The following is a 26,844-nucleotide window of genomic DNA, read 5'->3' as shown; positions in this document are numbered from 1 at the left end:
TGCCGCCAATGCACCGTGCGTTGGCGTATGGCCTGCTAGCATGGCGACCATGACGAACGAGACCACTCCGACCGATCCCTCGCCCGCCACCTCGCACCGGTCAGCGCCACCTGCGCCACGACGCGGCGGTGGCGCCCTGGCCGTCGCCATCCTGTTTTCACTCGCCGCGCTCGGTGTCGCGGGTTATACCGCCTGGACGGTATGGGGCATGCGCGAGGACCTCGGCGTGGCCAATGGCCTGCGCGGGCAGGTCGACACGCTGCAGGCCGGCGTCGACGGCATGCGCGAAGAAAGTGCCAACCTGCGCCGCCGCCTTGGCGACGCCGATGCCGTGAACCGCTCGGCGCGCGAGGAAATGCTCGGCGTGTCGGAGCGCACCCGCAACCTCGAGGATGCGGTGGCGAACCTGTCCGAGCGCAGCCTGAGCGGACACGACGCCATGCTTCTCGACGAGGTCGAATCGCTGCTGCGGATGGCGAAGGAACGTTTCGCGCTGTTCGGCGATGCCAGCGGCGCGCTGTCCGCCTACGATCTCGCCGACAAGACGCTGGCCGCGGTCAACGACAGCGCCTTCGCCGCCGTGCGCCAGGATCTCGCCGCCGAGCGCGAGGCGCTGGCGGCCGTCGCGCCCGTCGCGCGTGCCAACGATCTTTCCACGCTGGCCGATCTGCGGGCACAACTTCCCACGCTGCCATTGAAGCGGGACGAGGGCAAACCGGCGGGCGATGCCCAGCCTGGTTTCTGGCAGCGTGCCGGCAGTGCCCTGGGCAGCATCGTACGGGTCAGCCACGACGATGGTTCGCCGGTGGCGCTCGCCGACGAGCGCATCGCGCGCGAACTGGCCTCGCTCGACGTCGCCCACGCGGAAGCTGCCGTGCTGGCCTATGACGACGTGGGCCGCCAGGCCGCGCTGAAACGTGCCGATGCCGCGCTCAATGCGTATTTCGACGGGGATGCGCCGGCGGTACAGGCCGCGCGTTCACGCATTACCACGCTCCTGGCTAGCCAGGCGCGCGGCAGCGAACCGAAGCTCGGTGCCGCGCTGACCGAACTGCGCAACCTGCGCTCCGTACACGCCTTGCAAGGAGCCGCGTCGGTGGCGCATCCCGCCACCGCCGGTTCTGCCGCGGCACCCGCGCATGCCGCCAGCATCGCCGTGCCGCACGAGGGCACGCCATGAAACCGTGGCGCTGGGTCGTCGGCCTGATCTTCGTCGCGGTCGTCGCGGCGTTCGCGTGGCATGGGGTCGCCGAGGATCCGGGCTACGTACTCATCCGCCTGCGCGGTATCCAGGTGCAGATGACGGTGGTCACGGCGCTCGCCCTGCTGCTGCTCGCCTGGGCGGCGATAGCATTGATCGTGGCTATCCTCCGCTGGCCCTTCGGGGCGATGACCCGGCGTCATCGCCGGCTCAGCCGCCGCCGTCTCGCCGACGGCCTGGTTTCCCTGATCGAAGGACGCCACGGCGAAGCCGAGCGCGACCTCAACCGCGCGGCGCGTTATCCGTCGGTACGCGGCCCCGCCCTGCTTGCCGCCGCCGAAGCCGCGGAACGTCATGGCGAATCCGCGCGAGCCCTGGAAACGCTGGACCAGGCCGCGCAGGAAACGCCGCGCGCGGCACGCGTGCTGCGTGCGCGCTACGTCCGCGGCAGCGGCCGCGCGAACGAAGCCGTCACGCTGCTGGCGCCCGAGGCGAATGCCGGGTCGCTCACGCCAGCCGGCTGGATCGAGTACGCGGAGGCCTCGCTTGCTTCAGGTGAGGCGCGCAACGCGATGCGCGCACTGGACCCGTTGCAGAAGAGCAGCGAGCTGGGCTCGCGCGGCTACGCGGACATCGAATCCCGCGTCGTCGCCGCGTATGTCATGAGCGCAACCGACGGCGCGACGCTCGCCACGCTTTGGTCGCAATTGCCCAAAGGACAGCGCCGCTTGCCTGCGGCGGTCGACGCCTACGCGCGTCAGGCCGCGCGCTACGGCCAGACGATGGCGGCGATGGATGAGATCGAAACCGCGCTGCGCCGCGAATGGTCGCCGGCGCTCGTCGCCACCTACGGCGGGATGGGCGCCGAAGACATCGAGCAGCGGCTGCGCCGTGCCGAAGGCTGGGTAGACGAGCATCCCAACGACGCGGCGTTGCTCGCAGCGGTCGGTCGCATGTACGTGCGCGTGCGCCTGTGGGGCAAGGCGCGGCCTTACCTCGAGCGCGCCCTGGCGATCGAACCGAATGCCGTGGCCTGGGAAGCACTGGGCGATGTCTACGTCGGTGAGAACCATCCCGAACTCGCGCAGCGCTGCTATCGCAATGCGCTGGCGCTGGCGCGGGGCGAAGCCACCGAGGCGTTGCCCGAGGAACTTCGCGCGGGTCGTATCGATACACGCGTCACCGCAGTGGAAGAACGAGACCAGCACGGCGTGCCGCGCCTGTCGCCCTGAGAGCGCGCAAGGGTAGGTTGTTGACAGAGGTCTGGCGTCCTCAGCGCCGCGGCCGATGCCAGTGCCCGTCGCGTGCGCAGTTCGCGCCGCGCGTCTTCAGCGTGGCGATTTCCTCGTCGTCGAGGCCGGTGATCGCATCGGACCGATCCATCCGTACGTAGAGCGCGGCGCATTGCTCCGCGCTTTCGTGCGGCACGGACAGCGCCGTGGGCGACGAGACGAGGGCGGGAGCGATCCTTTCCGCGTTCAGAAGATAGTGCACGCTGGTGCCGAGCAGGCATAGGAAGAAGCACGCCACGGCCCACGTGGTCCAGCGGTCGCGCGAAGGCTGTCGCGCGAGGTCCACGCGCTTCGGCCAGTAGACCGATGCGGGCGGCGCCCTTCGCCTGTAGGTCTCCTGCGTGGAGGGGGGCTGGGCGTTGAACGCCGCTTGCCACGCCTGCAGCGTGTCGGCGGACACGTGCAGGCTCACCCACGCCGGGAAGCGTTCATTGAGCATCCGCATCTCCGGCCAACGCCCCAGCAGCGAACTGTCCAGGCCCGCCTCCGCCTGCGCGAACAATCCGACCCACGCGCGGCGGCGATCCTCCGGTAACGCGAGCCAATCCTCGCGCTGCGCGAGCACCAGCTCGATCCATTGACCTCGCTGCCCGAGGGCGGCGAGGTGGCCGACCTCGCGCCAGTGGAACTGCTCTTCAGTGGCCGCGAACACGTCGGGGCGATGGCCGATCCGCTGCAGGCCGAGCAGGTCGATCACGTATTCCTCGAAGCGCCCGGGCGCATCGATGTACTGCGTGCGCAGCTCGACGAGCGCGTCGCCGAGCAGTTGCGGGATCGTCTCCGGCCGCCGCGCGCCGACGTCGGCAGCGAAGCGCCAGGCGAGCGTGACCGTGGGATCGACGTGAGGGACAGCCGCTTTCGTCGTCGTCTCGGTCGGATCTTCATGCTTCGCGTCGGCATCTGCGTCGTCAGCGGCTTCGGCCGCTTCCGCAGCCTCCGCGGTGCCAGCCCGCTCGCACCACGCGCGCGCGGCTTCATACGCCTCGCGCAGCCGCGCGAAGGCGGCCGGATCGACCACGGGATCGACCCGGCGCAAGGTGGCGGCATAGGCCCGGCGCACGGCGACGAGATCGGCATGCGGCGGAAGCCCGAGGGCTTCGAGATGCCAGGCCATGCTCAGTCCACGGGTTGCGGGGAGAAGCGGTCGTCGCGCTCGATCGCGTCCAGCGTGTCGCGGAAGGCTGTCGCCTCGCGCGCGATCCTGCGCGAATCCTGTGAGGCGAGAACCTGTTCGAACTGCATGACAGCGTGGCCGACCTGATCGCGCAGATCCCCGAGCAACTGTTCGTACAGCCGCTCCGCGCGTGCCACCAACGTGCGGTTCGGCAGCATGTCGCGAGGGTGGATCTTCAGCGCCGCGAGCGCCGCGAGCCGGCGCGCCACATCGTCCGGCGTCATGTGCGTGCCGCTGCTCTCGATCACCAGCCGTTCCTTCGCGCCCGTCGCGACCACGCTCACCTCGACTTCGAGCAAGCCATTCACGTCGTAAGTGAAACGCACGTCCACGCCGTCGGCGTAGCCGGAACCCGGCATGATCGGCACGACGATCTCGCCGAGCGAAACGTTGTCGCGCACGAGTCGCGATTCGCCCTGGTAAATACCGATGCGGATCTGCTTCTGCTGCGCCGACACGGGCGAGAATCGCTGCACGCGACTGACCGGCACGACCGTATTGCGCTCGATGACGGGTGCGTACACGCCAGGTACCTGCGTGCGTTCGTCTATCATGCGCACGACCTCGGTGCCCAGCGTGTAAGGACAGACATCCGTCATCACCATCTCGTCGAGCGCCTTGTCCTTCATCTTCAGGCCAGCCTGCACGGCGGCTCCCAATGCGACCACCTCGTCCGGGTTATGGCCCACCGCCGGAAAGCGGCCAAACATGCGCGTGGCAAGGACGCGGATTATCGGCATGCGCGTGGCGCCGCCGGCGAGCACGATGTTGTCGAGGTCTGCCGCGCGGATTCGCGCATCGCGCATGGCGCGCTCGATCGGCCGCCACAGGCGGTTCAGCAGGGGCTGCGCGAGTTTTTCCAATGCCTGGGCATCGATCGTCACGTTGGCCACGGCATCCTGGTAACGCAGCTCGAAACTCGCCGAGCCGCTGGCGCAGAGTTGGCGCTTGGCATGCTCCGCGCGCGCCGCGAGGCGCTGCATGAAATACGCGTCGTTGCGCGCCTCGGAGGGAATGCCCTGTTCGAACGCCAGGCCGGCGATCAGGTCAGTGAAATCCTCGCCGCCAAGCATGTTGTCGCCGGCGCTGGCCCGTACCTCCATCACGCCTTCGAACATTTCCAGGATGGACACGTCGAAGGTCCCACCGCCAAGGTCGAACACCAGGAACTGGGTTTCGACCTTGGCTTCGTGCAGGCCGTATGCCAGCGCCGCGGCCGTCGGTTCGTTGAGCAGGCGCTCGACTTTCAGCCCCGCCAGTTCGCCGGCGACGCGCGTGGCCTTGCGCTGTGCATCGGAGAAATAGGCAGGGACGGTCACGATCGCTTCCGTGACGGGACGACCCAGGAACGCTTCCGCGTCTGCCTTCAACGCGCGCAGCACAAGGGCGGATAGTTCCTCCGGCCGGTAATCGCGATCGCCCATCCGCACGCTGCGCGCCCTGCCCATGTAGCGCTTGAACAGTGAGGCGGTGCGTTCCGGATGCGTCTGCAGGCGCTCGCGAGCGGCCTGGCCCACCAGTACGCTGCCATCCTCGTCTATCCCGACGCAGGATGGCGTGAGTGTGCTGCCCAATACATTCGGAATGAGGCGCGGTCCACCGTCCAGCCACACGGCGACGAGGCTGTTGGTCGTGCCGAGGTCGATGCCTACGATCATGTCCCCTTTCCTTGTCTACCGCGACACACTGGCCCGCTGCCGCGGGATCGCCGACACGGCCGGCTTCCACAAGGCGTTACAACGCGGTCAGATTCGCGTAAGCGTAAACCAACCACTTGCTCCCGGCATCCTCGAAGTTCACCTGCACTCGCATATGGGCCCCGGCGCCCTCGGCGCTCACGATAGTGCCCTCGCCGAACTTGGGATGGGTGACCCGCTGGCCCAGGCGGATCGGCGAAGCTTCCTCGAAGGCCGGCGCGGCGGCGAAACGGTCGGCGTACGCGGGACGGGAGACCTGCACGCGGGGGCGCAGCTCGTCGACCAGCTCAGGCGGAATCTCGCCCAGGAATCGCGAGGGCCGGGCCAGCATTTCCGTGCCGTGCATGCGGCGGGATTCCGCGTGCGAGAGGTAGAGCCGCTCGCGAGCACGGGTGATGCCGACGTAAGCCAGCCGCCGTTCCTCTTCGAGCCGGTTCTCCTCCTCGGTGGAACGCTGGCTCGGGAACAGGCCTTCCTCCATGCCGACGAGGAAGACGACGGGGAATTCCAGGCCCTTGGCCGAATGCAGGGTCATCAACTGGACGCAGTCGTCCCAGGCCTCGCCCTGGCCTTCGCCCGCTTCCAGCGCGGCATGCGAGAGGAAGGCCGAAAGTTCGTTGAGCCCGGCGTCGAGATCCTCGGGTGTCATCTCGAAACGGCTGGCGACGTTGACCAGCTCGTCCAGGTTCTCCACCCGGGCCTCGCCGTTGCCGCGCTTGTCGTTCTCGTAGAAGTCGCGCAGGCTCGTATGGATGATGGCGTGCTCGATCTGTTCCGCGAGGTCGAGCGCGGAGGGGGCGTCGCCGGCTTCGTCCCTGCCGTGCCCTGCGAAGGTGCGCGCGAGATTGTCGATGAGGCCGATGAAGGCCTTCACCGCATTCTTCGCGCGGCCGGCCATCGACCCGATCGACACCTCGGTGAGCGAAGCCTCCCACATGGAGCTGCCGTCCGCGCGGGCGCGGCGGCGCAGTTCGTCGAGCGTGCGGTCGCCGATGCCGCGCGGCGGCGTGTTGACGGCGCGTTCGTACGCGGCGTCGTCGTGGCGGTTGGCGGCGAGGCGCAGGTAGGCCAAGGCGTCCTTGATTTCCGCGCGCTCGAAGAAGCGCAAGCCACCATACACGCGGTAGGGCAGGTCACGCTGGATCAACTGTTCTTCGAAGTTGCGCGATTGCGCGTTCGAGCGGTAGAGGATGGCGCAGTCGCGTGCGTTGCCGTGCTCGGCGATGTACTCGCGGATGCGCTCGATGACGAAGCGAGCCTCGTCCTGCTCGTTGTATGCCGCGTACAGCGCGATGCGTTCGCCCTCGTCGCCGTCGGTCCACAGCTGCTTGCCGAGGCGGCCGCCGTTGCGCGCGATCACCGCGTTCGCGGCATTGAGGATGGTGGAGGTGGAGCGATAGTTCTGCTCGAGCCGGATCGTCTTCGCCCCCGGGAAATCGCGCAGGAATTGCTGCACGTTCTCCACCTTGGCGCCGCGCCAGCCGTAGATGGCCTGGTCGTCGTCGCCGACCACAAAGGCCTGGCCGGTACTGCCGGCCAGCACGCGGATCCAGGCGTACTGCAGCGTGTTGGTGTCCTGGAACTCGTCGATCAGCAGGTAGCGCCAGCGTTCCTGGTAATGCTTCAGGACCAGCGGATCCTTCAGCCAGAGTTCGTGCGCGCGCAGAAGCAATTCAGCGAAATCCACCAGGCCAGCGCGCTGGCACTGTTGCTCGTAGGCTTTATAAATCTCGACGAAGGTTCGGGTGACCGGATGGTCGCGATGCTCGATGGCATCGGGCCGCTTGCCCTCGTCCTTCCAGTTGTTGATCTGCCAGGAAGCCTGGCGCGGCGGGAAGTGCGCCTCGTCCAGGCCCATCCCGGCGACGACGCGCTTGATGAGGCGCTGCTGGTCGTCGGAGTCGAGGATCTGGAAGCCCTCGACTAGCCCGGCTTCGCGCCAGTGCCGGCGTAGCAGACGGTGGGCGATGCCGTGGAAGGTACCGACGGTCAGGCCCTGCGTCCCGCCCGGGATGATTCCGTCCAGGCGGGAGCGCATTTCGCCAGCCGCCTTGTTGGTGAAGGTGACGGCGAGGATCGCCCACGGCGGCACCCGCTCCACTTGCGTCAGCCAGCCGATGCGGTTGGTCAGCACGCGGGTCTTGCCGGAGCCGGCCCCGGCCAGGATCAGGTAGTGGCCGGGCGGGGCACTGACCGCCTCGCGCTGGGCGTCGTTGAGGGAGTCGAGCAGGTGGGAAACATCCATCCGCCCATTGTAACGGCTCAACTCTTTCGGGAGATTCCCGCCACGGCCACGATGCCGCCGATCACGATGCCGGCAATGCCGACCCACTGCGGAATGGCCTTGTCATGCGTGGCCTCGATCTTTGCCGAGCCGATGGAGGCGACCGTATCGGTCTTGCTGTAACTGCCGTTGCCCAGGGTCACCCAGAGGCCAAGCCCGATCAGGATGACGCCGACGACGATGAGACCTGCACGCATGTGGATTTCCTCCCGGTTCGATGTGGCGGAGAGGATGGCGTCACGAATGTGCAGGGTTTGTGGACATGATCCAGCAACCAAAAAAAAAGCCCCGAGAGCCAGGGGAGCTCTCGGGGCCCGGTGGAAGGCCGGATCCAGGGGAAGATCCGGCCGATCCGCAGGGTGACTCCAGGGAGGTGGATTCCACCGATGGGACGCCGTTGCGTGCGTCCACTTGTATTGACGTCCAGCCGTGCCGAAAGTTGCAAAGTTGGCACAAAAAAAGTCAGCTTTCGTTCACGACTGGATTTGGCTAACGGAAAAATTACGTTTGGACGTCCAATCAGTGGGCTTCGTCCCAGTTGGCGCCGACGCCGATGTCCACCTGGAGCGGCACGCTGAGGGTTGCCGCGCCGGACATGCGCTCCTCGATGCCGGCTCGCACGGCGTCCACGGCGTCCGCGCGGACTTCGAACACCAGTTCGTCGTGCACCTGCATCAACAGGCGCACGTCGTCCCGGGGCTCGATCCAGGTCGCCACGGCGATCATGGCCCGTTTGATGATGTCGGCCGCGGTGCCCTGCATCGGGGCATTGATGGCCGCGCGCTCGGCGCCCGCCCGGAACGCCTGGTTCCGCGACTTCAGGTTTTCCAGGTACAGGCGCCGGCCGAAGAGGGTCTGGACGTAGCCGTCGCGGTGGGCCTGCTCGCGCGTGGCGTCCATGAAAGCGCGCACGCCGGGATAGCGCGAGAAATAGCGGCCCATGTAATCGGACGCTTCGCCCCGGTCCACGCCGAGCTGGCGGGCGAGGCCGAAGGAGCTCATGCCGTACATCAGGCCGAAGTTGATCGCCTTGGCGGCGCGCCGCTGGTTGGCGGTGACCTCGGCCGGCGGCACGCCGAATACCTCGGCCGCGGTGGCCCGATGCACGTCGCCCCCTTCCTGGAAGGCGCGCACCAGGCCCTCGTCCTTCGACAGGTGGGCCATGATGCGCAGCTCGATCTGCGAATAGTCGGCTGCGAGGATGCACCAGCCCTCGGGGGCGATGAACGCCTGGCGGATACGGCGGCCTTCCTCAGTCCGGACCGGGATGTTCTGCAGGTTCGGGTCCGATGAGCTGATGCGGCCCGTGGCGACGGCGCCCTGGTGGTAGCTGGTATGTACGCGGCCGGTGCGCGGATTCACGATGCCCGCCAGCTTGTCGGTGTACGTCGAGCGTAGCTTCGCTAGTCCACGGTATTGGAGGATCAGCCGCGGCAGCTCGTGCATGTCGGCGATGGCTTCCAGGGCTTCCTCGTTGGTCGAAGGCTGGCCCTTCGGTGTCTTGATCTTCGCGGCGAGGCCCAGTTCGTCGAACAGCACGCTCTGCAGCTGCTTCGGCGAGTCCATGTTGAAGTCGTGACCGGCCGAGGCATAGGCCTGCTTCTGCAGTTCCACCATGCGCTTTCCCAGCTGCTGGCTTTGCAGGCGCAGTTCGTGGGCGTCGATGAGCACGCCCGTGCGCTCCATCTTCGCCAGGACCGGCACGAGCGGGATCTCGATATCCGCATAGACGGCGCGCAGCGAGGGTTCTGCCTCGAGCTGTGGCCATAACGCGTGGTGCAGGCGCAGCGTGATGTCCGCATCCTCCGCGGCGTAGCGGCACGCGGCATCGCAATCGACCTGCGAGAACGGGATCTGCTTCGCGCCCTTGCCCGCGACTTCCTCGTACTTCACGGTGGTGTAGCCGAGGTAGCGCGATGCGAGCGAATCCATGTCGTGGCGAGTCGCCGTGGCATTCAATATGTAGGATTCGAGCATGGTGTCGTGCGCGAGGCCGCGCAGCGCGATGCCGTAGTGCGACAGGATGTTCACGTCGTACTTGCCGTGCTGGCCCACTTTTGGCCGGGACGGGTCTTCGAAGATCGGCTTGAGCGCGCCGAGCACGTGTTCCCTCGACAACTGTGTCGGAGCGCCGGGGAAATCGTGCGCGAGGGGCACATACGCGGCCTTGCCCGGTTCTACCGCAAGCGACAGGCCCACGATGTCCGCCTGCATCGCGTCGATGCTGGTGGTTTCGGTGTCGAAGGCGATCAACGGCGCTGTCTCGAGTTTTTCCAGCCAGGCCGCGAAGCGGTCTTCGGTGACGACGAGTTCGTACTCGCCCTCACCGGCGAGGCCCGGCGTCACGACGGATATCGCCGGGGCCGTCGCTACAGGAGAGGGCGCCGGCGCGGCCGTCTCGCCCGCGTCAAGGTCCTTCAGCGCCGCCTTGAAGTCGTAGCGCGTGTAGAGTTCGCGCAGTGCCTCGACGTCTCGGTCGCGCATGTGCAGGTCGGCGGGGCCGAGGTCCAGCGGCACGTCGGTACGGATCGTGACCAGCTCGCGCGACAACGGCAGGCGCGGGATCGCGGCGCGCAGGTTCTCGCCGATCTTGCCGCCGATCTTGTCGGCGTTGGCGAACAGGTTGTCGATGTTGCCGTATTCGGCTAGCCACTTCGCGGCCGTCTTCGGCCCGCATTTCTCCACGCCGGGCACGTTGTCGATGCTGTCGCCCATGAGGGTGAGGTAGTCGACGATCTGCTCCGGGCGCACGCCAAACTTTTCGATGACGCCGTCGATATCCATCGTGGTGTTGCTCATCGTGTTGATGAGCACGATGTGGGCGCCGACAAGCTGCGCGAAATCCTTGTCGCCCGTGGAGATGATGGTGTCGATGCCCTGGTCCGCCGCCTGGCGGGCCAGGGTGCCGATCACGTCGTCGGCTTCCACGCCCGGTACACAGAGGGTGGGGAAGCCCAGTGCGCCGACGATCTTCATCATCGGATCGACCTGCGCGCGCAAGTCGTCGGGCATGGACGGGCGGTTCGCCTTGTACTCGGGATAGAGGTCGTCGCGGAAGGTCCGCCCCGGGGCGTCGCAGACGAAGGCCACGTAGTCCGAGCCGGCCTTCATTGTCGTGCGCAGCATGTTGACGATGCCGAACAGCGCGCCGGTGGGCTCGCCGAAGGTGTTGGTCAGGGGAGGCAGCGCATGGAAGGCGCGGTACAGGTACGAGGACCCGTCGATGAGGGTGAGCGTAGGCATCCCCGGATTCTCTCATGGTCGCGCGCGAATCGTTCGTTCACGTGGCCGGAGGTACGGGAGTTGCTATCCTCGTCGTCCCGCAAGGAGGACTCCCCATGAACCGCTCGCACGCCCTCGTCGCCGCGCTCGCCCTGGCCCTGGCCTTACCCGTCGCCGCGCAGGACGCGTCGTCGTTCAAGCCGGCCCCGCCTCCGCCGGGCCTGAACGATCCAGGCGTGAAGGCAGGCGAGCCAGATCGTTCGGGGCGGAAGCCGATCGAGCGGCCCGTGCCCTACGACCAGGCCCAGGATGGCAAGACCACGCCGGCCACATCGGACGCTAACCGGACTTCCCAGTCGCCCGTCGCCCTTCCGTCCATGCAGGACGACGGTGGTGTCGACGCGCAGGGCAACCCGCCGGCGAAGCTGAGCAGGTCGTATGACAAGGAAGGCAACCACGTCGATGAGTTCACCATGGCCGGCAAGCCGTACATGGTGGTGGTGACACCGAAAAACGGCGTGCCCCAGACCTATATGCTCGATCAGTCCGGCAACCCCATTCATGACCCGAAGAACGGCCCGGTCAGTCCCGTTTTCTACAAGGTCTACGAATGGGGCAAGGCCCCGAAGCCCGCCGGTTCGGACTGATAAGCCGAGCCCTGTAGGAGCGCGCCTTGCGCGCGACAGATTTTCGCCCCTGTCGGGCCGTTCGCGCGCCAGCTCCAAGTCACAGCCTCAGAACATGTCGCGCGCAAGGCGCGCTCCTACAGGCCTATTCATCGAGTTCGGGGTAATGCCTGAAGATGCCGTTCGTGTTGAACGGCAACCGGCGCTCCGAGGCCAGGTAGGCGGCGACGTTCGGCCGGTCCGCCACGCGCCGCGCCAGATCACGCAGCAAGGGCAGCGTCTGCTTCGCCATCGCCTTGGGAAACGCGTAGTGCAGCCCTGCCATGACCTGGAGCAGCGAAAGGTCGACATAGGAGTGCGCGCGTAGCGGATGCTTCCCGCCGCCGCGCTCGACGGCTTTTTCGAAGTAACCGAGGAATTTGGGAGTCCTCTCCTCGCGGAAGTCCTTCGCGCGCTTCGTCGCTTCGTTGCGCTGATCCTCGTAGTACAGGCCGCTCGCCACCGGATGGTGCACGTCGTGCACCTCGGCGACGAGATCGGCGATCGTCAGTTCCAGCTGGTGGGCGTAAAGGCGCGCGGATTCGCTCTCGGGCACGAGGGCGTGGCGCGGACCCAGGTAGTGCAGGATGTTCGCCACCTGCGCGATCACGAGACGTCCCGAGGCGAGGAACGGCGGTGCGAAGGGAAGGGCGCCCGCATGTTCGCCCGCGATGAAGGCATCCATGACGTCGTCGCCCTCGACGCGCGCCACGTCGGTGTAGACGGCGCCGGCGTCCTCGACGCATAGCCGGACGAATTCGCCGCGGCCCTGAATGCCGGTCCAGTAGTACAGCCGGTAGCTCATCGCTTTTTCTTGCCGTAAAGCCAGGAACCGTACCATCGAGGCAATCAACCCGCCGTGAGAAGCCTCTTCGGCCACAGGTGCGCTCGCTTGGACGGGGACGGGGGGTCACACATCGTTCGGCTTCGTGGGCGTTGCAATAGTCGCCGTACCGTGGTCCCTTGTCGCATGCGCCGTTTCCTGCCTGACAGCTTCACCCTTTCCCTCGTACTGACCGTCGTGCTGGCAAGCCTGCTTCCTTGCCGCGGCATGGCCGCCGATGTGTTCGAGGTGATCACCGACCTCGCCATCGCGCTGCTGTTCTTCCTGCACGGTGCCAAGCTGCCGCGCGAGGCCGTGGTGGCGGGTACGAAGAACTGGCGCCTGCATGTGACCGTGCTGGCCAGCACCTTCGTGCTGTTTCCGCTGCTCGGCCTGCTGCTGCGGCCGGTGCTCGCGCCGCTGGTCACGCCTGGCCTATACCTCGGCATCCTGTTCCTCTGTACCTTGCCGTCCACGGTACAGTCGTCCATTGCCTTCACGTCCATCGCGCGCGGGAACGTACCCGCGGCGGTCGTCGCGGCGTCGGCGTCCAGTCTGCTGGGCATCTTCATCACGCCCTTGCTGGTGGGCATCCTGATCGCAGGAACGGGCCATGGCGAGCTGTCGTGGCATTCGATCGGTGCGATCGTCGTGCAGTTGTTCATTCCCTTCGCGGCCGGGCAGATAGCGCAGCGCTGGATCGGCCGCTGGGTGCATCGGAATGCCAGGCTGCTCGGCTTCGTCGATCGGGGGTCCATCCTGCTGGTGGTCTACACCGCCTTCAGCGCCGCCGTGTTGCAAGGCCTCTGGCACCGCTTGCCGCCTCCGGTGCTCGCCGGTCTCGTCGCGGTGAATGCGATCCTGCTCGCGTGCGCGCTGCTGATCACGCGCTATGGCTCGCGTGCGCTCGGCTTTTCGCGGGAAGACGAGATCACCATCGTCTTCTGCGGCTCGAAGAAAAGCCTCGCTTCGGGCGTGCCCATGGCGAAGGTGCTGTTCGCGGGGCATCCGCTTGGCATGATCGTGCTGCCGATCATGCTGTTCCACCAGATCCAGCTCATGGTGTGCGCGGTGCTGGCGCGGCGGTACGGGGCGCGCGCACGGTAGGAGCGCGCCTTGCGCGCGACAGCTTTTCGGGCCAGTCCCCAGGCTGGCGCGCCAGCTCCGGGTCACGGCCTCAACACATGTCGCGCGCAGGGCGCGCTCCTACATTTAATGCTGGAAAGGGCGGATGTTAATGGCGGAAGTGGCGGACGCCTGTGAACACCATCGCCATGTCGTGCTCGTCGGCCGCGGCGATCACTTCGCCATCGCGCATCGACCCGCCGGGCTGGATCACCGCGCGGATGCCTGCCGCGGCGGCGGCGTCGATGCCATCGCGGAACGGGAAGAAGGCATCCGAGGCCATGGCGCTGCCGGGCACGGCCAGGCCAGCTTCCTCGGCCTTGAGGCCGGCGATCTTCGCGCTGACCACGCGGCTCATCTGGCCGGCACCGATGCCGATCGTACGGTTGTCCTTCGCATAGACGATGGCGTTGGACTTGACCACCTTCGCCACGCGCCAGGCGAACAGCAGGTCGTCGAGTTCGGCCGGCGTCGGCTGGCGCTTGCTGACGACCTTGAGTTCATCGCGCTGCACCTGGCGGTGGTCGGCGGTCTGTACGAGAAGGCCTGAACCCACGCGCTTCACATCGTGCGTGTTGCGGCCATCACCCATGGGTATTTCAAGGATGCGCACGTTGGCCTTCTTCGCGGCCTCCGCCACAGCGTCCGCGTTGACCTGCGGCGCGATCAGCACCTCGACGAACTGGCGCTTCAGGATCGTCTTCGCCGTTTCCGCATCGAGCGGACGGTTGAAGGCGATGATGCCGCCGAAGGCCGACGTGGGGTCGGTGGCGTAGGCGAGTTCGTAAGCGGCCAGGGGATCGGTCGCCACGGCCACGCCGCAGGGGTTGGCGTGCTTCACGATCACGCAGGCCGGCGCATCGAACTGGCGCACGCATTCCCATGCCGCATCGGCGTCGGCGATGTTGTTGAACGAGAGTTCCTTCCCCTGCAACTGGCGGAAGGTGGCGAGCGTGCCGGCGGCTGGGTACAGGTCGCGATAGAACGCGCCGGCCTGGTGCGGATTCTCGCCGTAGCGCAGGTCCATCACCTTCACGAAACGGCCGTTGGACTGGGCCGGGAATTCCGCACGCCCGGCCACGGCCGTATGCGTCTCGTCGAGGCTGAGGCCCGAGAGGTAATCGCTGATGGCACCGTCGTAATCCGAGACGCGGTTGAACGCTGCGACCGAGAGACGAAAGCGCGTCGCACGCGACAGGCCGCCCCTGGTCTCGATCTCGGCGAGCGCGTCGTCGTACTGCGCTGGATCGGTAAGCACGCCCACGTCGTTCCAGTTCTTCGCCGCGGCGCGGAGCATCGCGGGGCCGCCGATGTCGATGTTCTCGATGGCGTCTTCGAGCGTGCACGCCGGATCGGCCACGGTGCGCTCGAACGGATAGAGGTTCAGCACGAGCAGGTCGATCGGGACGATACCGTGCTCGGCCATTACTGCGTCGTCAGTACCGCGGCGACCGAGGAGGCCACCATGCACGCGCGGGTGCAGCGTCTTCACGCGTCCGTCCATGATCTCGGGGAAGCCGGTGAGGTCGCCCACGTCGCGCACGGGAATGCCAGCGTCACGCAGCGCCTTGGCCGAGCCACCGGTGGAGAGGATATCGACGTTCGCGGCGACGAGGCGCCGGGCGAGTTCGGTCAGGCCCTGCTTGTCGGAAACGCTGACGAGCGCGCGGCGGACGGGGACGAGATCGGGCGTGGTCATGGGCACTTCCGGGTACGAAAGCGCGCCATTATAGCCGTCTGGCCGCTGGCCGGAGCCTCAGGAGATGCCGTGGGCGGCCAGCTTCTTGCGCAGGGTGGCGCGATTGATGCCGAGCGCGGCGGCGGCACGGCTCTGGTTGCCTTCGTGGAAGGCGAGCACTTCGCGGAGCAGGGGGCCTTCGACCTCGCGGATGACGAGGGCGTGCAGGCCTTCGACGCATTCCGTGTCACCGATGTCGGCCAGGTAACGACGTACCGTTCGGCTGACGCATTCGCTGAGGGCGCTCTGCATGGAGGTTTCGTTGGCGGCGGCCTCGGCAGTCAGTCTCACAGCGTTCAAGGCATTCCCCTCTGCAGGCCGGCGCGCGAAGCCCCGGTCGGTTCTTGTCGTATCGTCGCTTGGGTTGCGGCCTGGACACACCTCGCCGGGGTGGTCGACAGTCGCGAAGGGAACCGAGTGTACTCGCCCCGGGCGATGAAGTGCAGGCTTGCAAAAAGAAATTTTTTCGAACAGTTCAGTCGAAGCTGAATGCAAAGGCGACCGCTCGCTGGCCCGGGTCTTGCACCTCGAAGACCATCGCCGTCGTTGCGCCACCGGCAAGACCGCGTGTGCGCGTGGCGGCATCGCCCACGTAATCTTCCGGCTGGAAGCGACGCATCGCGAGGCGCTGGCCGTTCGCATCGGAAAGCACGATCGTCACGATCGGATAAGGCTGCGCGAATGCCGCATCGTTGCGCACGCTGGCGGTGATGAGCAGGCCATCGCTGGCCGATGGATGTTGCTCGACATCGCGAGCGAGCAGGCGAAGGCGCGCAGGCGCGGACACCAATGGAAGACGACAACCGATCGCCGCGCAGCCCGTCTCGATCAGCGGCCCGACCGTCGGATCGGCGATGAGGACATCTCGCTTCGCCCAGCCCAGCTGCGCACCGAGGCCAAGCACGAGCACCGTGCACACCGTGGCCCACGCCGCCGTGCGCCATGACCGTCGCCGTGGCTTGGCGAAGCGCGGGGTGAAGGTGAGCTGCGAGAAGTCTTCGCTGGGTTCCTCCGCGGCAAGGGGGCCGTGGATGGACTCCTCGGCAGGCTCGGCGGCGGGCTCCGTCATCAGGTCGTCGAATACCGGGCGCGGCCGGAATACGGCCACGTCGGCCAGCGGCGGCTCCTGGTCCAGCGCATGGCCCGCCAGCCGGGTGAAGGGCTCCGGAGGCAGGTGTGTCGCCAGGGTGCCCAGGGCATTGAATACGCCGTCGCAGTGGCCGCAGCGGAGGCAACCGCAAGCGGGAACCAGCAGTTCCGCTTCCAGCTTGTAGACCGTGAGGCACCCGGGGCACTGCGTATACATCGTTGAATCATAACGGCCGCGCCGCGTCCCTGCGCGCCCGGTAGAATCGTGGACCCGTCCCCGCACTGGTCCCACGATGCCCTGGCTCGAACTTTCCCTCACGATCCGCGCCGCCGAGCAGCCGCGTGTCGAAGCTGCCCTGGAGGACCTTGGCGCCCTGTCGATCACCCTGCAGGACGCCGATGCCGAGACGCCAGACGAGGAGGCCATCTTCGAGCCGGGGGTGGGCGAGGTTCCACTGTGGAACCAGATCGTGCTGAACGCGCTGTTCGACGCCGATGCCGACAAGCGCGGACTCACCGAGGCCATCGCCGACGACCTGCCTTTCATCGAGCCGGCGCAGATCGAATGGCGTGTGGTGGACGACCAGGACTGGGAGCGCGCGTGGATGGATCAGTTCAAGCCGATGCCGTTCGGGCGCCGGCTATGGGTGTATCCGTGGAACATCGAGCCACCGGTGGATGGCGACATCGTCGTGGTCCGGCTCGATCCCGGCCTCGCTTTCGGTACCGGCACCCATCCGACCACCGCCATGTGTCTCGAGTGGCTCGACGGCCAGCAACTGGCGGGCAAGCACGTGCTCGACTACGGCTGCGGCTCGGGCATCCTCGCCATCGCGGCGCTGAAGCTGGGCGCAGCCAACGCCGTGGGCATCGACAACGATCCCCAGGCATTGCTCGCCTCGCGCGACAACGCGGAACGCAACGGCGTGCACGACGATCTGGACGTCTATCTGCCGGTCGAAGCGCCAGCGGCCCTCGCCGACGTGCTTGTCGCGAACATCCTTGCCGGCCCGCTCGCGGAACTCGCGCCGACCTTCGCCGCCGCGGTCAAGCCCGGCGCACCGTTCGCGCTATCGGGCATCCTCTCTGGCCAGCACGAGGAACTGCTCGTGCGTTACGCAGAGTGGTTCGAGGGTTTGGAAGTGCGCACGCTGGAAGATTGGGTGCGCATCAGCGGATATCGCAGGTCGAGCTGAAAGGTTTTTGCGAGTCCCTGCGATGGGCGGAAGCCGAGCCTGCGGAGGCTCCTTCGAAAATGCCCTAAAAAAGTTCTTCACGCATTTCCGGGGGCTTCTGCGGCTCGGCTTCGCCATCGTATCGGCGCTCGTGCGTGGCGGGTGGGCCAGCAGCCGTCGCCCTCGCCGCGAAGGCTTACGTCGTTCCTTGGGAAAGGAGGCCGCTTCGCGGCAGTGTCTGATGGCTTGCGCCCCGGCGGACCCGGACATTCGGGCGGGGGTCTTCGACTCGCCATCCATGGCTCGACGAAGACGGCCGGCCGTCCAGGCCGGCCCCCTGACGGGCCTTGTCCGCCCGAACGCCCTCGACTCCAGACATCGCGGCGAGGGCGACGGCTGCTGGCCTCCAACGGTGAGGTGTCGTGCAGGATGAGCCTGGACGTGTCGCACGCCGATGCGTTGCGTGCTTTGGGTAGGAGCCGACCCTGTCGGCGACGCCTTTCGCGACCACCGGCACGATCCGAAGGAGCGTTTTCGCCTGCATGCGGCGTGCGTCGCGGGCTCGCGCCATGCCGGCGCACACGCCAATGGTGAGGGAGCAGTTGCATGCAGCCACAGCGCGCTCGCCGCCAGCTAGTTGGTCCGCACACTTTCGGGGAGCCACTTCAGCGGCGATGGGTGCTCGCAAACGGCGTCGCCGACAGGGTCGGCTCCCACCAAGCAAAGAAGCGGCTCTGTTGCGAGGTTTATCGCCGCTGACGCGGCCCCCACACATGCGGCAGCGCCGAAGCTCTTTCTACACGACGCCTCACTGGCCCACCCGCCACGCACGAGCGCCGATGCGATGGCGAAGCCGAGCCGCAGAAGCCCCGGAAATGCGTGAGGTACTAAAAAAATCCCGCCTCTCGGCGGGATTCTTCGTTCAGACCGGCGGCGGCGTTTCTTTCTGCTCGGCCATGCGCTTTTCCAGGTAGTGGATGTTCTGCCCACCCTGCTGGAAGCCCACGTCGGCCATGATCCGCTGCTGCAGCGCGATGTTGCACTTCACGCCTTCGATCACCGTCTCGGTCAAGGCCATGCGCATGCGCGCAATCGCCGTGGCGCGATCCGGGCCGTGCACGATGATCTTGCCGATCATCGAGTCGTAGTTCGGCGGGATGCGATAGCCGTCGTACAGGTGGGTGTCCACGCGCACGCCGGGACCGCCCGGGGCTTCGAAACGCTTCACCGTGCCAGGGCTCGGCATGAAGGTGTCCGGATCCTCGGCATTCACGCGGCACTCGATGGCGTGACCGTTGAGCACGATGTCTTCCTGGCGGATCGACAGCTTGTGGCCGCTGGCGATCAGCAGCTGCTCGCGAACGAGGTCGATGCCGGTCACCAGTTCGGTCACCGGATGCTCCACCTGGATACGGGTGTTCATCTCGATGAAGTAGAAGCGGCCGTTCTCGAACAGGAACTCGAACGTGCCCGCGCCGCGATAACCGATGCGGATGCACGCATCGACGCAGACCTTGCCGATCTGTTCGCGCAATTCCGGAGTGATACCCGGTGCCGGTGCTTCCTCCACGACCTTCTGGTGGCGGCGCTGCATGGAGCAGTCGCGTTCACCCAGATGGATGGCGTTGCCCTGGCCATCGGCGAGTACCTGGATCTCCACGTGGCGCGGATTCTCCAGGAACTTCTCCATGTAGACCTGATCGTTGCTGAAAGCCGCCTTGGCCTCCTGCTTGGTCATCACGATGGAATTGGCAAGGTGCGCCTCGGTGCGCACGACGCGCATGCCGCGACCGCCGCCGCCGCCGGCAGCCTTGATGATGACCGGGTAGCCGATCTCGCGCGCGACGCGGATGTTCTCGTCCACATCGTCGCCGAGCGGACCGCCCGAGCCCGGCACGCACGGCACACCGGAGCCCTTCATGGTGCGGATGGCCTCGACCTTGTCACCCATCAGGCGGATCACGTCCGCGGTGGGTCCAATGAAGACGAAGCCGGACTTTTCCACTTGTTCGGCGAAGTCGGCGTTCTCCGACAGGAAGCCGTATCCCGGATGGATGGCGCCGGCGTCGGTGATTTCGGCGGCGGCGATGATCGCGGGAATGTTGAGATAGCTTTGGGCCGACGGCCCCGGACCGATGCAAATCGATTCATCGGCCAGGCCGACGTGCTTGAGGTTGCGATCGACGGTGGAGTGCACCGCGACCGTCTTGATGCCGAGCGCGTGGCACGCGCGCAGTATCCGCAGCGCGATCTCGCCGCGATTGGCTATGACGACCTTCTCGAGCATATGTCGTGGCCTCAGGCGATGACGAACATCGGTTCGTCGAATTCCACCGGCTGGCCGTTTTCGACCAGGACGGCGACCACAGTGCCGGCAACGTCGGCCTCGATCTGGTTGAACATCTTCATGGCCTCGATGATGCCCAGCGTCTCGCCAGCCTTGACCTGCTGGCCGATAGCGGCGAAAGCCGGCGCGCCCGGGGTCGAGGCGGCATAGAACGTGCCGACCATCGGCGCCTTCACGACGTGGCCGGGCGGCAGGCCCGGCTCGGCGGCGGGCGCGGCCGCTACCGCCACAGGTGCGGCGACGGGCGCGGTGGCCATGGGGGCGGCAATCATCTGCTGCGCGGCGACGGCGCTGCCCTTCGGCACGCGTGAAAGACGGACCACTTCTTCGCCTTCCTTGATTTCCAGCTCGGCGAGGTTCGATTCCTCTAGCAGGTCGATGAGCTTCTTGATCTTGCGCAGGTCCATGGGACAAACCTTCTGGTGGTTGAGCGGGCGCGCCAGGCGCGCCGCGAAGGGAATCAGGCCGCCGGTACGAAAAGGCGGAGCAGCGCGGCTTCCAGTGCCAGGCGGTAGCTGTCGCCGCCGAAACCGCAGATCGTGCCGGTCGCGATGTCCGATACGTAGGAGTGGTGGCGGAACGGCTCGCGGGCGTGCGGATTCGACAGGTGGATCTCGATGAACGGGATAGCCACGCCGGCGAGCGCGTCGCGCAATGCGATCGAGGTGTGCGTAAAGGCCGCGGGATTGATCAGTATCCAGGCCGTGCCTTCGTCGCGCGCCTGATGGATCCGGCCGATCAGCTCGTGCTCGGCGTTCGACTGGAACCAACCCAGTTCGTGACCGGCCGCCTGGGCCCGGGCATGGAGCGACGCATTGATATCGGCCAGGGTTTCATGGCCGTAGACGGAGGGTTCGCGCACACCGAGAAGATTGAGGTTGGGTCCGTGCAGGACAAGTATCCTGGCCACTGTTCACCTGATTACTGGGTCCGGCACCCCCGGCACGCCGCGCAGTGTGCGCCTGTCGCCCGGAGTTGTCCAGTTCGGTGGAGTTCGACGCAGTTCGCTGGAGATCGTGACTTTCCAGACGGTGCCGTATGGTTGCAGGAGCGCGCCCTGCGCGCGCCAGTTTTTCGCGTTGAGCAGCAGGACCTGTTGCATTTCGCGAAGAGCTGTCGCGCGCAGGGCGCGCTCCTACGGGCCGGATGCTTCGAAAAGCTTCCGCCACCCCGCATGCCCCAGCTTCTCCAACGTCTCCATATTGGTCGCGAAAATCGCCGAGGCATCGGGAAAGGCCGCCACGGCCCGGTCGATGCTGGCCTCGCGCAGCAGATGCAGGGTGGGATAGGGCGAGCGGTTGGTGTAATTGGTGATGTCGTCGACGGCCGTGCCTTCGAACTGGAAATCAGGGTGGAAGCTGGCCACCTGGATATCGCCTTCCAGGTGGAGGTCGGCGACCGCCGCGTCCGCCACTTCGAGGAATTCGTTGAAATCCATGAAATCGCCGAGCACGCCGGGATGGATCAGCAGCGTGGTGTCGACCGCGTCCGGATCGGTATCGCGCAACAGTTCCAGTTCGCGGACGAGGTCGGCGTGCAAGGGTAGCGGCTGGGTCGCCTCGCTGACCACATAACGAACCTGTCCCTTGCGTTGCACTGCCTTGGCGAAGGGACACAGATTAAGGCCGATGACGGCGCGCTCGAGCCAGAGGCGGGTGGCTTCGATCGCTTCGCCGGACGAAGGCAGGGCATCCATGGGCACGTCGTTCATCGTTCGGGGGCGAGCCATTCGTCGAGGTCGGCCTGGCTGAACGTGCCGGGCTTTTGCCGCAGGATACGCCCGTCCTCGCCGATCAGGACGCTGTAGGGCAGCACGCGGCGCGTATTGCCGAAGGAAAGCGAACCGCCGGGTGCGTTGGTGTCCGCGAGCAGCACCGGGTACTCCACCGGGCGCTCGGCGAGGTAAGTGCGTACCGCGTTCGCCGTGTCCTCTGCCACGCCGACGATGGCCACGTTGCGAGCGCGGTAGCGTGCCGCATTCTCGCTGAGCAGGGGCATCTCGCGGCGGCAGGGCCCGCACCACGTGGCCCAGAAGTTGATGAGCAGCCGCTTGCCGCGCCAGTCGGAGAGCTGGCGCGGCTTGCCGTCGACGGTGAGGAAGGTTGCTTCGGGCGGTAGATCGCCCACATCGGCCACGGTGATGCCTTGCGGTGGCGGCGGATGGAGGCGACGGTGCTCCAGGTAGAACCCCGTCGCCGCGGCGGCGATCGCAAGCGTGACGATCCAGAACGTCGGGCCGCGGATCATGGGTGCGCAGCGGCCTCAAGCGCCTTCTCGACGCGGTCGTAGGTGAGCACGGTGGAGAGCTTCGTGCCTTCGCCGCCGCCCTTCGGGTACACCACGTAAAGCGGCACGCCCACGGAGTGGTACTGCTCCAGGAAGGTGGCGATGGTCGCGTTCACGTCGGTCCAGTCGCCCTTCATGTAGACGGTGCCGGTGCGCTTGAGCAGCGCGCGGAACGCCGCCGTGTCGAGCACGGCGCGTTCATTCGCCTTGCACGTGATGCACCAGTCGGCCGTCATGTCGACCAATACCGGCGTGCCCGCACCGCGCAGTTCAGCAAGCTTCGCGGGCGAATAAGGCACTGAGTCGTCGGCGGCCACACTCACGGTCTGCGGCGCGGGCAGGCCGTGCACCGTCCACAGTGCCGCGGCGGCCCCCATGGCCAGCACGACGGTGAATGCCCAGGACAGCGCACGGCCACCGCGGCTGCGACCGTACCACCACAGCGCCATCGTCAGCAGCACGCCGCCGGCCAGCACAAGGGCCGTGGCATCCGCGCCGCGCTGCTTCGTCAGCACCCAGAGCAGCCAGACGGCCGTGAGGTACATCGGGAAGGCGAGCGCCTGCTTCAGCGTTTCCATCCAGCGGCCGGGACGGGGCAGCATCCGGGCGACCGCCGGCACGAAGCCGATCACGAGGAAAGGCAGGGCGAGGCCGAGACCAAGCGCGAGGAAGATCAGGAAGGCGACGACGAGCGGCGCGGCGAAGGCGAAGGCGATGGCCGAGCCCATGAAGGGTGCCGTGCAGGGGCTGGCGACGACCACGGCGAGCACGCCGGTGAAGAAGTCGCCGGACGGACCCGAGCGCGCAGCGAGTCCACTACCGACATTGCCCAGCGAACCGCCGATCTCGAAGACGCCGGACATGGACAGGCCGACGGCAAGCATGACGTACACGAGCAGGCCGATCGCCAGTGGCTGCTGGAACTGAGCGCCCCACTGGATGCCGTGCCCTGCCGCGCGAATACCCACGATGACGAGGCCGAGCACGGCGAAGGCGACGATCACGCCGGCCGTGTACCAGAGCGCGTGACGGCGTGCGGCCGCCTGGCTCTCGCCACTCTCGAGCACGGTGATCGCTTTTAGCGACAGCACCGGGAGCACGCAAGGCATGAGGTTCAGGACCAGGCCGCCGAGCAAGGCCAGGCCGATGGCCGCGATGAAACCGACCGGGGCGTCGCCACCCGGCTTCATGCCCGGGGGCGGCGGTGTGGGGGCCACGTCGGCGGGGGCAGCTGCTTGCTGCGATTCTTCTGCGGCAGCACCGACGGAAGCGGTGCCCGCGGCGAGGTCGATGCTGACACGGCGCTTCATCACCGGGTAGCAGATGCCGTTCTCCAGGCACCCCTGGTAGGCCACCTCGAGCGCCACGGACGTCGTGTTCGCTGCGCCTTCCAGCGGCACGGGCAGTTCCACCTGGTCGAAGTAGACGATGGTGTCGCCGAAGTGCTCGTCGTGGTGGGCAGTGCCGCTGGGCCATTCCGGCTCACCCACGCTGACGCCGGCCGGCGAGGCCACGGTGACCTGCGTCTTGTCCCGGTAGAGGTAATAGTCCTTTGGCATCGTCCAGCGCAGCAGCAGGTTGCCGCGGTCCTTGACCAGCGCCTCGAAACGGAAGGCCTGTTCCGCGGGCAGGGGCTGGGCGTCGGTACCTTGCCTGGCCGTGGCCGGCGCGCCGAGAAGGGCCGCGGCGTTGGTGGCCGGCATGGCCGGTTGCGCGGCAGGGATCGTGGACGGACCACCGATGGTGAGCTTCAGGTGCTCGGTGTTCGGCGGATAGCAGATCTTCGGCTCTACCTCGTGGCAGCCCTGGTACTGCACGTTCAGCGCCAGTGTCTTCGTCGCCGCGTCGGCCAGGGTGTACGGCACGCTTGCCTGGATGTCGCCGTGGTAGATCTCCACGTCGCCCAGGTACTCGTCGTGCTCCTTCAGGCCGTTGGGAAGGCTCGGCTCTCCCAGCTTCACCGCCGAGGGGTCGGCCGCCGTGATCTTGATCCGTCCGCGATAGAGGTAATAGTCCGGCGCGATGTGCCAATGGAGTTTCACCGTTCCGGGCTGGCTGGCGTCCGTCGTCAGGTGGAAGGCCTGGGTGACGGGCAGCAGTTCCTCATCGTCCTGGGCGAAGGCAGGAAGGGTGGCGGCGAACAGGCCAAGGCTGGCGAGAAGGGCCAGCGCGTGGCGGACAACAGACTTCATGTCGACTCCGTGGATCGGTGCGGCGACGGACCGCGATGAACGTCCATCATTATGACCGGGTGTTTCCGGATTGGCTTGCACCGATCCCGGCGATCGGCTCGGACATGGGGAGCATTGTGCCTCCTGAAATCACGCTTTTTGGGCCGGGGCCCTTGAACGGGTACGCCGCGGCGCCATCTGTCGATGACCCAGGGCCTTCCGATCAGGGGTTGGCTTTGGCTAAAATTCTGGCACTCACCCTGGCCAAGTGCTAACAGGGTGGAGCAATTCCTTTGTCCGTCAATCACATGGTTGGAGAAGTCATGAGCAAACTGCGCCCGCTGCACGATCGCGTCATCGTCAAGCGCCTCGAAGAAGAGCGTGTTTCGGCCGGTGGCATCGTCATCCCCGACAGCGCGACCGAAAAGCCGACCCGCGGCAAGGTCATCGCAGCCGGTAACGGCCTCACCCTGGCGAACGGCACCATCCGCGCCATGGGCGTGAAGGAAGGCGACGTGGTCCTGTTCGGCAAGTATGCCGGCCAGGAAATCAAGGTCGAAGGCGAAGAGCTGGTCTTCCTGAAGGAAGACGACATCGTGGCTGTCATCGAAGGCTGATCTTGCAAAAGGCTCGCCCTTGGCGCGATAGCCGCGCCTGGCGGGCCGCAAGATCAAGAATCCGTTACCTAATTCAAAATTTTTGAGGCACACATTTTATGGCAGCTAAAGAAGTCCGCTTCGGCGAAGACGTTCGCGCGCGCATGCTGAAGGGTGTCAACACCCTCGCCAACGCCGTCAAGGTCACCCTGGGCCCGAAGGGCCGCAACGTCGTGATCGAGAAGAGCTTCGGCGTCCCGACCGTCACCAAGGACGGCGTCTCGGTCGCGAAGGAAATCGAGCTTTCCGACAAGTACGAGAACATCGGCGCGCAGATCGTCAAGGAAGCCGCCTCGAAGACCTCCGACGTCGCCGGTGACGGTACGACCACCGCGACCGTCCTCGCCCAGGCGTTCATCCAGGAAGGCCTGAAGGCCGTCGCCGCCGGCATCAACCCGATGGACCTCAAGCGCGGTATCGACCAGGCCGTCAGCGCCGCCGTGGGCGAGCTGAAGAAGCTGTCCAACCCGACGGCTGACGACAAGGCGATCGCCCAGGTCGGCACCATCTCGGCCAACTCCGACGCCGACATCGGCGACATCATCGCCAACGCGATGAAGAAGGTGGGCAAGGAAGGCGTCATCACGGTCGAGGAAGGCTCGGGCCTCGAGAACGAACTCGACGTGGTCGAAGGCATGCAGTTTGACCGCGGCTACCTGTCGCCGTACTTCATCAACAACCAGCAGTCGCAGCAGGTCGAACTGGATGACCCGTTCATCCTGATCCACGACAAGAAGATCTCGAACGTGCGTGAGCTCCTGCCGGTGCTCGAGGCCGTCGCGAAGGCCGCCAAGCCGCTGCTGATCGTCGCCGAGGAAGTCGAGGGCGAAGCCCTGGCGACCCTCGTCGTCAACACCATCCGTGGCATCGTGAAGGTCGCCGCCGTGAAGGCGCCGGGCTTCGGCGATCGCCGCAAGGCCATCCTGGAAGACATCGCCATCCTCACGAACGGCGTGGTCATCTCCGAGGAAGTGGGCCTGCAGCTCGACAAGGCCACGATCACCGACCTGGGCCGTGCCAAGCGTGTCGTGATCACCAAGGAAAACACCACGATCATCGACGGTGCCGGCGAAGCCGAGCGCATCCAGTCGCGCATCGGCCAGATCAAGGCGCAGATCGAGGAGACCTCCTCGGACTATGACCGCGAGAAGCTGCAGGAGCGCGTGGCGAAGCTGGCCGGCGGCGTGGCCGTCATCAAGGTCGGCGCCGCGACGGAAGTCGAGATGAAGGAAAAGAAGGCCCGCGTCGAAGACGCCCTGCACGCCACCCGTGCGGCGGTCGAGGAAGGCGTGGTCCCGGGCGGCGGCGTCGCCCTGATCCGTTCACTCACGGCCCTCGACGGCCTGAAGGGCAAGAATCCGGACCAGGACCTCGGTATCGCCATCACCCGTCGCGCCCTGGAAGCCCCGTTGCGCGCCATCGTGGCGAACGCCGGTGAAGAGCCGTCGGTCGTCCTCAACAAGGTGAAGGAAGGCAAGGGCAACTTCGGCTACAACGCCGCCAACGGCGAGTTCGGCGACATGATCGCCTTCGGTATCCTGGACCCGACCAAGGTGACCCGTTCGGCGCTGCAGTTCGCGGCCTCGGTCGCGGGCTCGATCATCACGACCGAAGCGGCCGTGACCGAGCTGCCGAAGAAGGACGATGGCCACGGCCACGGTGGTCCGGGCGGCATGGGTGGCATGGGCGGCATGGACTTCTAAGTCCCGCCGTGCGCCAGCCCTGGCGTTCGAACGACAAGCCCGGCGAAAGCCGGGCTTTTTTTGGGTGCGCCCGGCAGGGCGCACCTGCTAGGAGGTGCAACTCCTCTACCCACCCGGCAAGGGGAAGGGTTAGCCAGAGGCAAGGGCGTTTCGGGTGACCGGACGTCCGGAGGAAGCCCGAGGCAAAACGCTGGCC

General features: G+C 66.6%; 22 protein-coding genes. 7 read left to right on the top strand and 15 right to left on the bottom strand.

Going from position 1 to position 26,844, the window contains the following annotated elements; all coding sequences use genetic code 11:
* Positions 1-49 precede the first annotated feature (49 nt).
* Both VGM71_RS11905 and VGM71_RS11900 read left to right on the top strand, forming a co-directional pair.
* The gene (locus tag VGM71_RS11905; RefSeq protein ID WP_331545354.1) at positions 50-1,180 is read left to right on the top strand and encodes a uroporphyrinogen-III C-methyltransferase; all 1,131 of its coding nucleotides are present in this window, start codon (positions 50-52) and stop codon (positions 1,178-1,180) included.
* Positions 1,177-2,433, top strand: a complete 1,257-nt coding sequence (locus VGM71_RS11900) for a heme biosynthesis protein HemY (RefSeq protein ID WP_331545352.1) — start codon at positions 1,177-1,179, stop codon at positions 2,431-2,433. Before VGM71_RS11905 ends, VGM71_RS11900 begins: the two co-directional genes overlap by 4 nt.
* A gap of 40 nt (positions 2,434-2,473) precedes the next feature.
* On the opposite strand, the gene VGM71_RS11895 is transcribed toward VGM71_RS11900, so the two are convergent.
* The 5 genes from VGM71_RS11895 to polA form a co-directional block, all read right to left on the bottom strand.
* A complete protein-coding gene (locus VGM71_RS11895) occupies positions 2,474-3,607 on the bottom strand; it encodes a hypothetical protein (RefSeq protein ID WP_331545350.1) in 1,134 nt (377 codons plus the stop codon).
* Positions 3,608-3,609: 2 nt separating this feature from the next.
* On the bottom strand, positions 3,610-5,325 hold the full coding sequence (locus tag VGM71_RS11890; RefSeq protein WP_331545348.1) for a molecular chaperone HscC: 1,716 nt from the start codon (positions 5,323-5,325) through the stop codon (positions 3,610-3,612).
* Positions 5,326-5,401: 76 nt separating this feature from the next.
* Positions 5,402-7,609 (bottom strand): DNA helicase II, encoded by a 2,208-nt coding sequence (gene uvrD / locus VGM71_RS11885; RefSeq protein WP_331545346.1) that lies wholly within the window; start codon positions 7,607-7,609, stop codon positions 5,402-5,404.
* 17 nt (positions 7,610-7,626) lie between these two features.
* Positions 7,627-7,845 (bottom strand): hypothetical protein, encoded by a 219-nt coding sequence (locus VGM71_RS11880; protein WP_331545344.1) that lies wholly within the window; start codon positions 7,843-7,845, stop codon positions 7,627-7,629.
* A 322-nt stretch (positions 7,846-8,167) separates the two neighbouring features.
* Positions 8,168-10,891, bottom strand: coding sequence for a DNA polymerase I (gene polA / locus VGM71_RS11875; protein WP_331545342.1), 2,724 nt, complete (start codon positions 10,889-10,891; stop codon positions 8,168-8,170).
* 95 nt (positions 10,892-10,986) lie between these two features.
* Between polA and VGM71_RS11870 the strand changes: the two genes are divergently transcribed.
* Positions 10,987-11,517 (top strand): DUF2782 domain-containing protein, encoded by a 531-nt coding sequence (locus tag VGM71_RS11870; protein WP_331545340.1) that lies wholly within the window; start codon positions 10,987-10,989, stop codon positions 11,515-11,517.
* Between the two features lie 124 nt (positions 11,518-11,641).
* Here VGM71_RS11870 and VGM71_RS11865 read toward each other — a convergent pair whose 3' ends face one another.
* Complete coding sequence (locus VGM71_RS11865) at positions 11,642-12,340, bottom strand: glutathione S-transferase (protein ID WP_331545338.1); 699 nt, start codon at positions 12,338-12,340, stop codon at positions 11,642-11,644.
* Positions 12,341-12,505: 165 nt separating this feature from the next.
* On the opposite strand from VGM71_RS11865, the gene VGM71_RS11860 reads away from it, so the two are divergent.
* Entirely contained in the window at positions 12,506-13,465 is a 960-nt protein-coding gene (locus VGM71_RS11860) for a bile acid:sodium symporter family protein (RefSeq protein WP_331545336.1), read from the top strand.
* Between the two features lie 127 nt (positions 13,466-13,592).
* On the opposite strand, the gene purH is transcribed toward VGM71_RS11860, so the two are convergent.
* The 3 genes from purH to VGM71_RS11845 form a co-directional block, all read right to left on the bottom strand.
* Entirely contained in the window at positions 13,593-15,182 is a 1,590-nt protein-coding gene (gene purH / locus VGM71_RS11855; RefSeq protein WP_331545334.1) for a bifunctional phosphoribosylaminoimidazolecarboxamide formyltransferase/IMP cyclohydrolase, read from the bottom strand.
* A 57-nt stretch (positions 15,183-15,239) separates the two neighbouring features.
* Entirely contained in the window at positions 15,240-15,473 is a 234-nt protein-coding gene (locus VGM71_RS11850; RefSeq protein ID WP_331545654.1) for a helix-turn-helix domain-containing protein, read from the bottom strand.
* 223 nt (positions 15,474-15,696) lie between these two features.
* Positions 15,697-16,527: a zinc-ribbon and DUF3426 domain-containing protein gene (locus tag VGM71_RS11845; protein ID WP_331545332.1), complete on the bottom strand. Its 831-nt coding sequence runs from the start codon at positions 16,525-16,527 to the stop codon at positions 15,697-15,699.
* Between the two features lie 76 nt (positions 16,528-16,603).
* On the opposite strand from VGM71_RS11845, the gene prmA reads away from it, so the two are divergent.
* A complete protein-coding gene (gene prmA / locus VGM71_RS11840; RefSeq protein WP_331545330.1) occupies positions 16,604-17,506 on the top strand; it encodes a 50S ribosomal protein L11 methyltransferase in 903 nt (300 codons plus the stop codon).
* A gap of 901 nt (positions 17,507-18,407) precedes the next feature.
* Here prmA and accC read toward each other — a convergent pair.
* From accC to VGM71_RS11810, 6 genes are all read right to left on the bottom strand, one after another.
* Entirely contained in the window at positions 18,408-19,772 is a 1,365-nt protein-coding gene (accC, locus tag VGM71_RS11835) for an acetyl-CoA carboxylase biotin carboxylase subunit (RefSeq protein WP_331545328.1), read from the bottom strand.
* Positions 19,773-19,783: 11 nt separating this feature from the next.
* A complete protein-coding gene (gene accB, locus VGM71_RS11830) occupies positions 19,784-20,239 on the bottom strand; it encodes an acetyl-CoA carboxylase biotin carboxyl carrier protein (RefSeq protein WP_331545326.1) in 456 nt (151 codons plus the stop codon).
* 53 nt (positions 20,240-20,292) lie between these two features.
* On the bottom strand, positions 20,293-20,742 hold the full coding sequence (aroQ, locus tag VGM71_RS11825) for a type II 3-dehydroquinate dehydratase (protein WP_331545324.1): 450 nt from the start codon (positions 20,740-20,742) through the stop codon (positions 20,293-20,295).
* Positions 20,743-20,967: 225 nt separating this feature from the next.
* Positions 20,968-21,543, bottom strand: coding sequence for a DUF1415 domain-containing protein (locus tag VGM71_RS11820; RefSeq protein WP_414675123.1), 576 nt, complete (start codon positions 21,541-21,543; stop codon positions 20,968-20,970).
* A complete protein-coding gene (locus tag VGM71_RS11815) occupies positions 21,540-22,079 on the bottom strand; it encodes a TlpA disulfide reductase family protein (RefSeq protein WP_331545322.1) in 540 nt (179 codons plus the stop codon). The genes VGM71_RS11820 and VGM71_RS11815 overlap by 4 nt, the downstream gene beginning before the upstream one ends.
* Complete coding sequence (locus tag VGM71_RS11810; RefSeq protein ID WP_331545320.1) at positions 22,076-24,310, bottom strand: protein-disulfide reductase DsbD; 2,235 nt, start codon at positions 24,308-24,310, stop codon at positions 22,076-22,078. Before VGM71_RS11810 ends, VGM71_RS11815 begins: the two co-directional genes overlap by 4 nt.
* Positions 24,311-24,612: 302 nt before the next feature.
* On the opposite strand from VGM71_RS11810, the gene VGM71_RS11805 reads away from it, so the two are divergent.
* The gene (locus VGM71_RS11805; RefSeq protein WP_331545318.1) at positions 24,613-24,906 is read left to right on the top strand and encodes a co-chaperone GroES; all 294 of its coding nucleotides are present in this window, start codon (positions 24,613-24,615) and stop codon (positions 24,904-24,906) included.
* A gap of 98 nt (positions 24,907-25,004) precedes the next feature.
* On the top strand, positions 25,005-26,648 hold the full coding sequence (gene groL, locus VGM71_RS11800) for a chaperonin GroEL (protein WP_331545316.1): 1,644 nt from the start codon (positions 25,005-25,007) through the stop codon (positions 26,646-26,648).
* Positions 26,649-26,844 lie beyond the last annotated feature (196 nt).

It is taken from the genome of Luteibacter sp. (assembly GCF_036499525.1).
Classification (GTDB): Bacteria; Pseudomonadota; Gammaproteobacteria; order Xanthomonadales; family Rhodanobacteraceae; genus Luteibacter.
This window is presented reverse-complemented; position numbering and strand designations above follow the sequence as displayed.

Excerpts from the sequence above, each read along its gene's own strand:
- VGM71_RS11900 (WP_331545352.1), top strand. The coding sequence starts at position 1,177 with ATGAAACCGTGGCGCTGGGTCGTCGGCCTGATCTTCGTCGCGGTCGTC.
- VGM71_RS11865 (WP_331545338.1), bottom strand. The coding sequence starts at position 12,340 with ATGAGCTACCGGCTGTACTACTGGACCGGCATTCAGGGCCGCGGCGAA.
- VGM71_RS11820 (WP_414675123.1), bottom strand. The coding sequence starts at position 21,543 with ATGAACGACGTGCCCATGGATGCCCTGCCTTCGTCCGGCGAAGCGATC.
- accB (WP_331545326.1), bottom strand. The coding sequence starts at position 20,239 with ATGGACCTGCGCAAGATCAAGAAGCTCATCGACCTGCTAGAGGAATCG.
- VGM71_RS11870 (WP_331545340.1), top strand. The coding sequence starts at position 10,987 with ATGAACCGCTCGCACGCCCTCGTCGCCGCGCTCGCCCTGGCCCTGGCC.
- VGM71_RS11905 (WP_331545354.1), top strand. The coding sequence starts at position 50 with ATGACGAACGAGACCACTCCGACCGATCCCTCGCCCGCCACCTCGCAC.
- VGM71_RS11850 (WP_331545654.1), bottom strand. The coding sequence starts at position 15,473 with ATGCAGAGCGCCCTCAGCGAATGCGTCAGCCGAACGGTACGTCGTTAC.
- VGM71_RS11880 (WP_331545344.1), bottom strand. The coding sequence starts at position 7,845 with ATGCGTGCAGGTCTCATCGTCGTCGGCGTCATCCTGATCGGGCTTGGC.
- VGM71_RS11890 (WP_331545348.1), bottom strand. The coding sequence starts at position 5,325 with ATGATCGTAGGCATCGACCTCGGCACGACCAACAGCCTCGTCGCCGTG.
- accC (WP_331545328.1), bottom strand. The coding sequence starts at position 19,772 with ATGCTCGAGAAGGTCGTCATAGCCAATCGCGGCGAGATCGCGCTGCGG.
- VGM71_RS11845 (WP_331545332.1), bottom strand. The coding sequence starts at position 16,527 with ATGTATACGCAGTGCCCCGGGTGCCTCACGGTCTACAAGCTGGAAGCG.
- purH (WP_331545334.1), bottom strand. The coding sequence starts at position 15,182 with ATGACCACGCCCGATCTCGTCCCCGTCCGCCGCGCGCTCGTCAGCGTT.
- prmA (WP_331545330.1), top strand. The coding sequence starts at position 16,604 with ATGCCCTGGCTCGAACTTTCCCTCACGATCCGCGCCGCCGAGCAGCCG.
- groL (WP_331545316.1), top strand. The coding sequence starts at position 25,005 with ATGGCAGCTAAAGAAGTCCGCTTCGGCGAAGACGTTCGCGCGCGCATG.
- VGM71_RS11815 (WP_331545322.1), bottom strand. The coding sequence starts at position 22,079 with ATGATCCGCGGCCCGACGTTCTGGATCGTCACGCTTGCGATCGCCGCC.
- VGM71_RS11860 (WP_331545336.1), top strand. The coding sequence starts at position 12,506 with ATGCGCCGTTTCCTGCCTGACAGCTTCACCCTTTCCCTCGTACTGACC.
- VGM71_RS11810 (WP_331545320.1), bottom strand. The coding sequence starts at position 24,310 with ATGAAGTCTGTTGTCCGCCACGCGCTGGCCCTTCTCGCCAGCCTTGGC.
- uvrD (WP_331545346.1), bottom strand. The coding sequence starts at position 7,609 with ATGGATGTTTCCCACCTGCTCGACTCCCTCAACGACGCCCAGCGCGAG.
- VGM71_RS11805 (WP_331545318.1), top strand. The coding sequence starts at position 24,613 with ATGAGCAAACTGCGCCCGCTGCACGATCGCGTCATCGTCAAGCGCCTC.
- VGM71_RS11895 (WP_331545350.1), bottom strand. The coding sequence starts at position 3,607 with ATGGCCTGGCATCTCGAAGCCCTCGGGCTTCCGCCGCATGCCGATCTC.
- polA (WP_331545342.1), bottom strand. The coding sequence starts at position 10,891 with ATGCCTACGCTCACCCTCATCGACGGGTCCTCGTACCTGTACCGCGCC.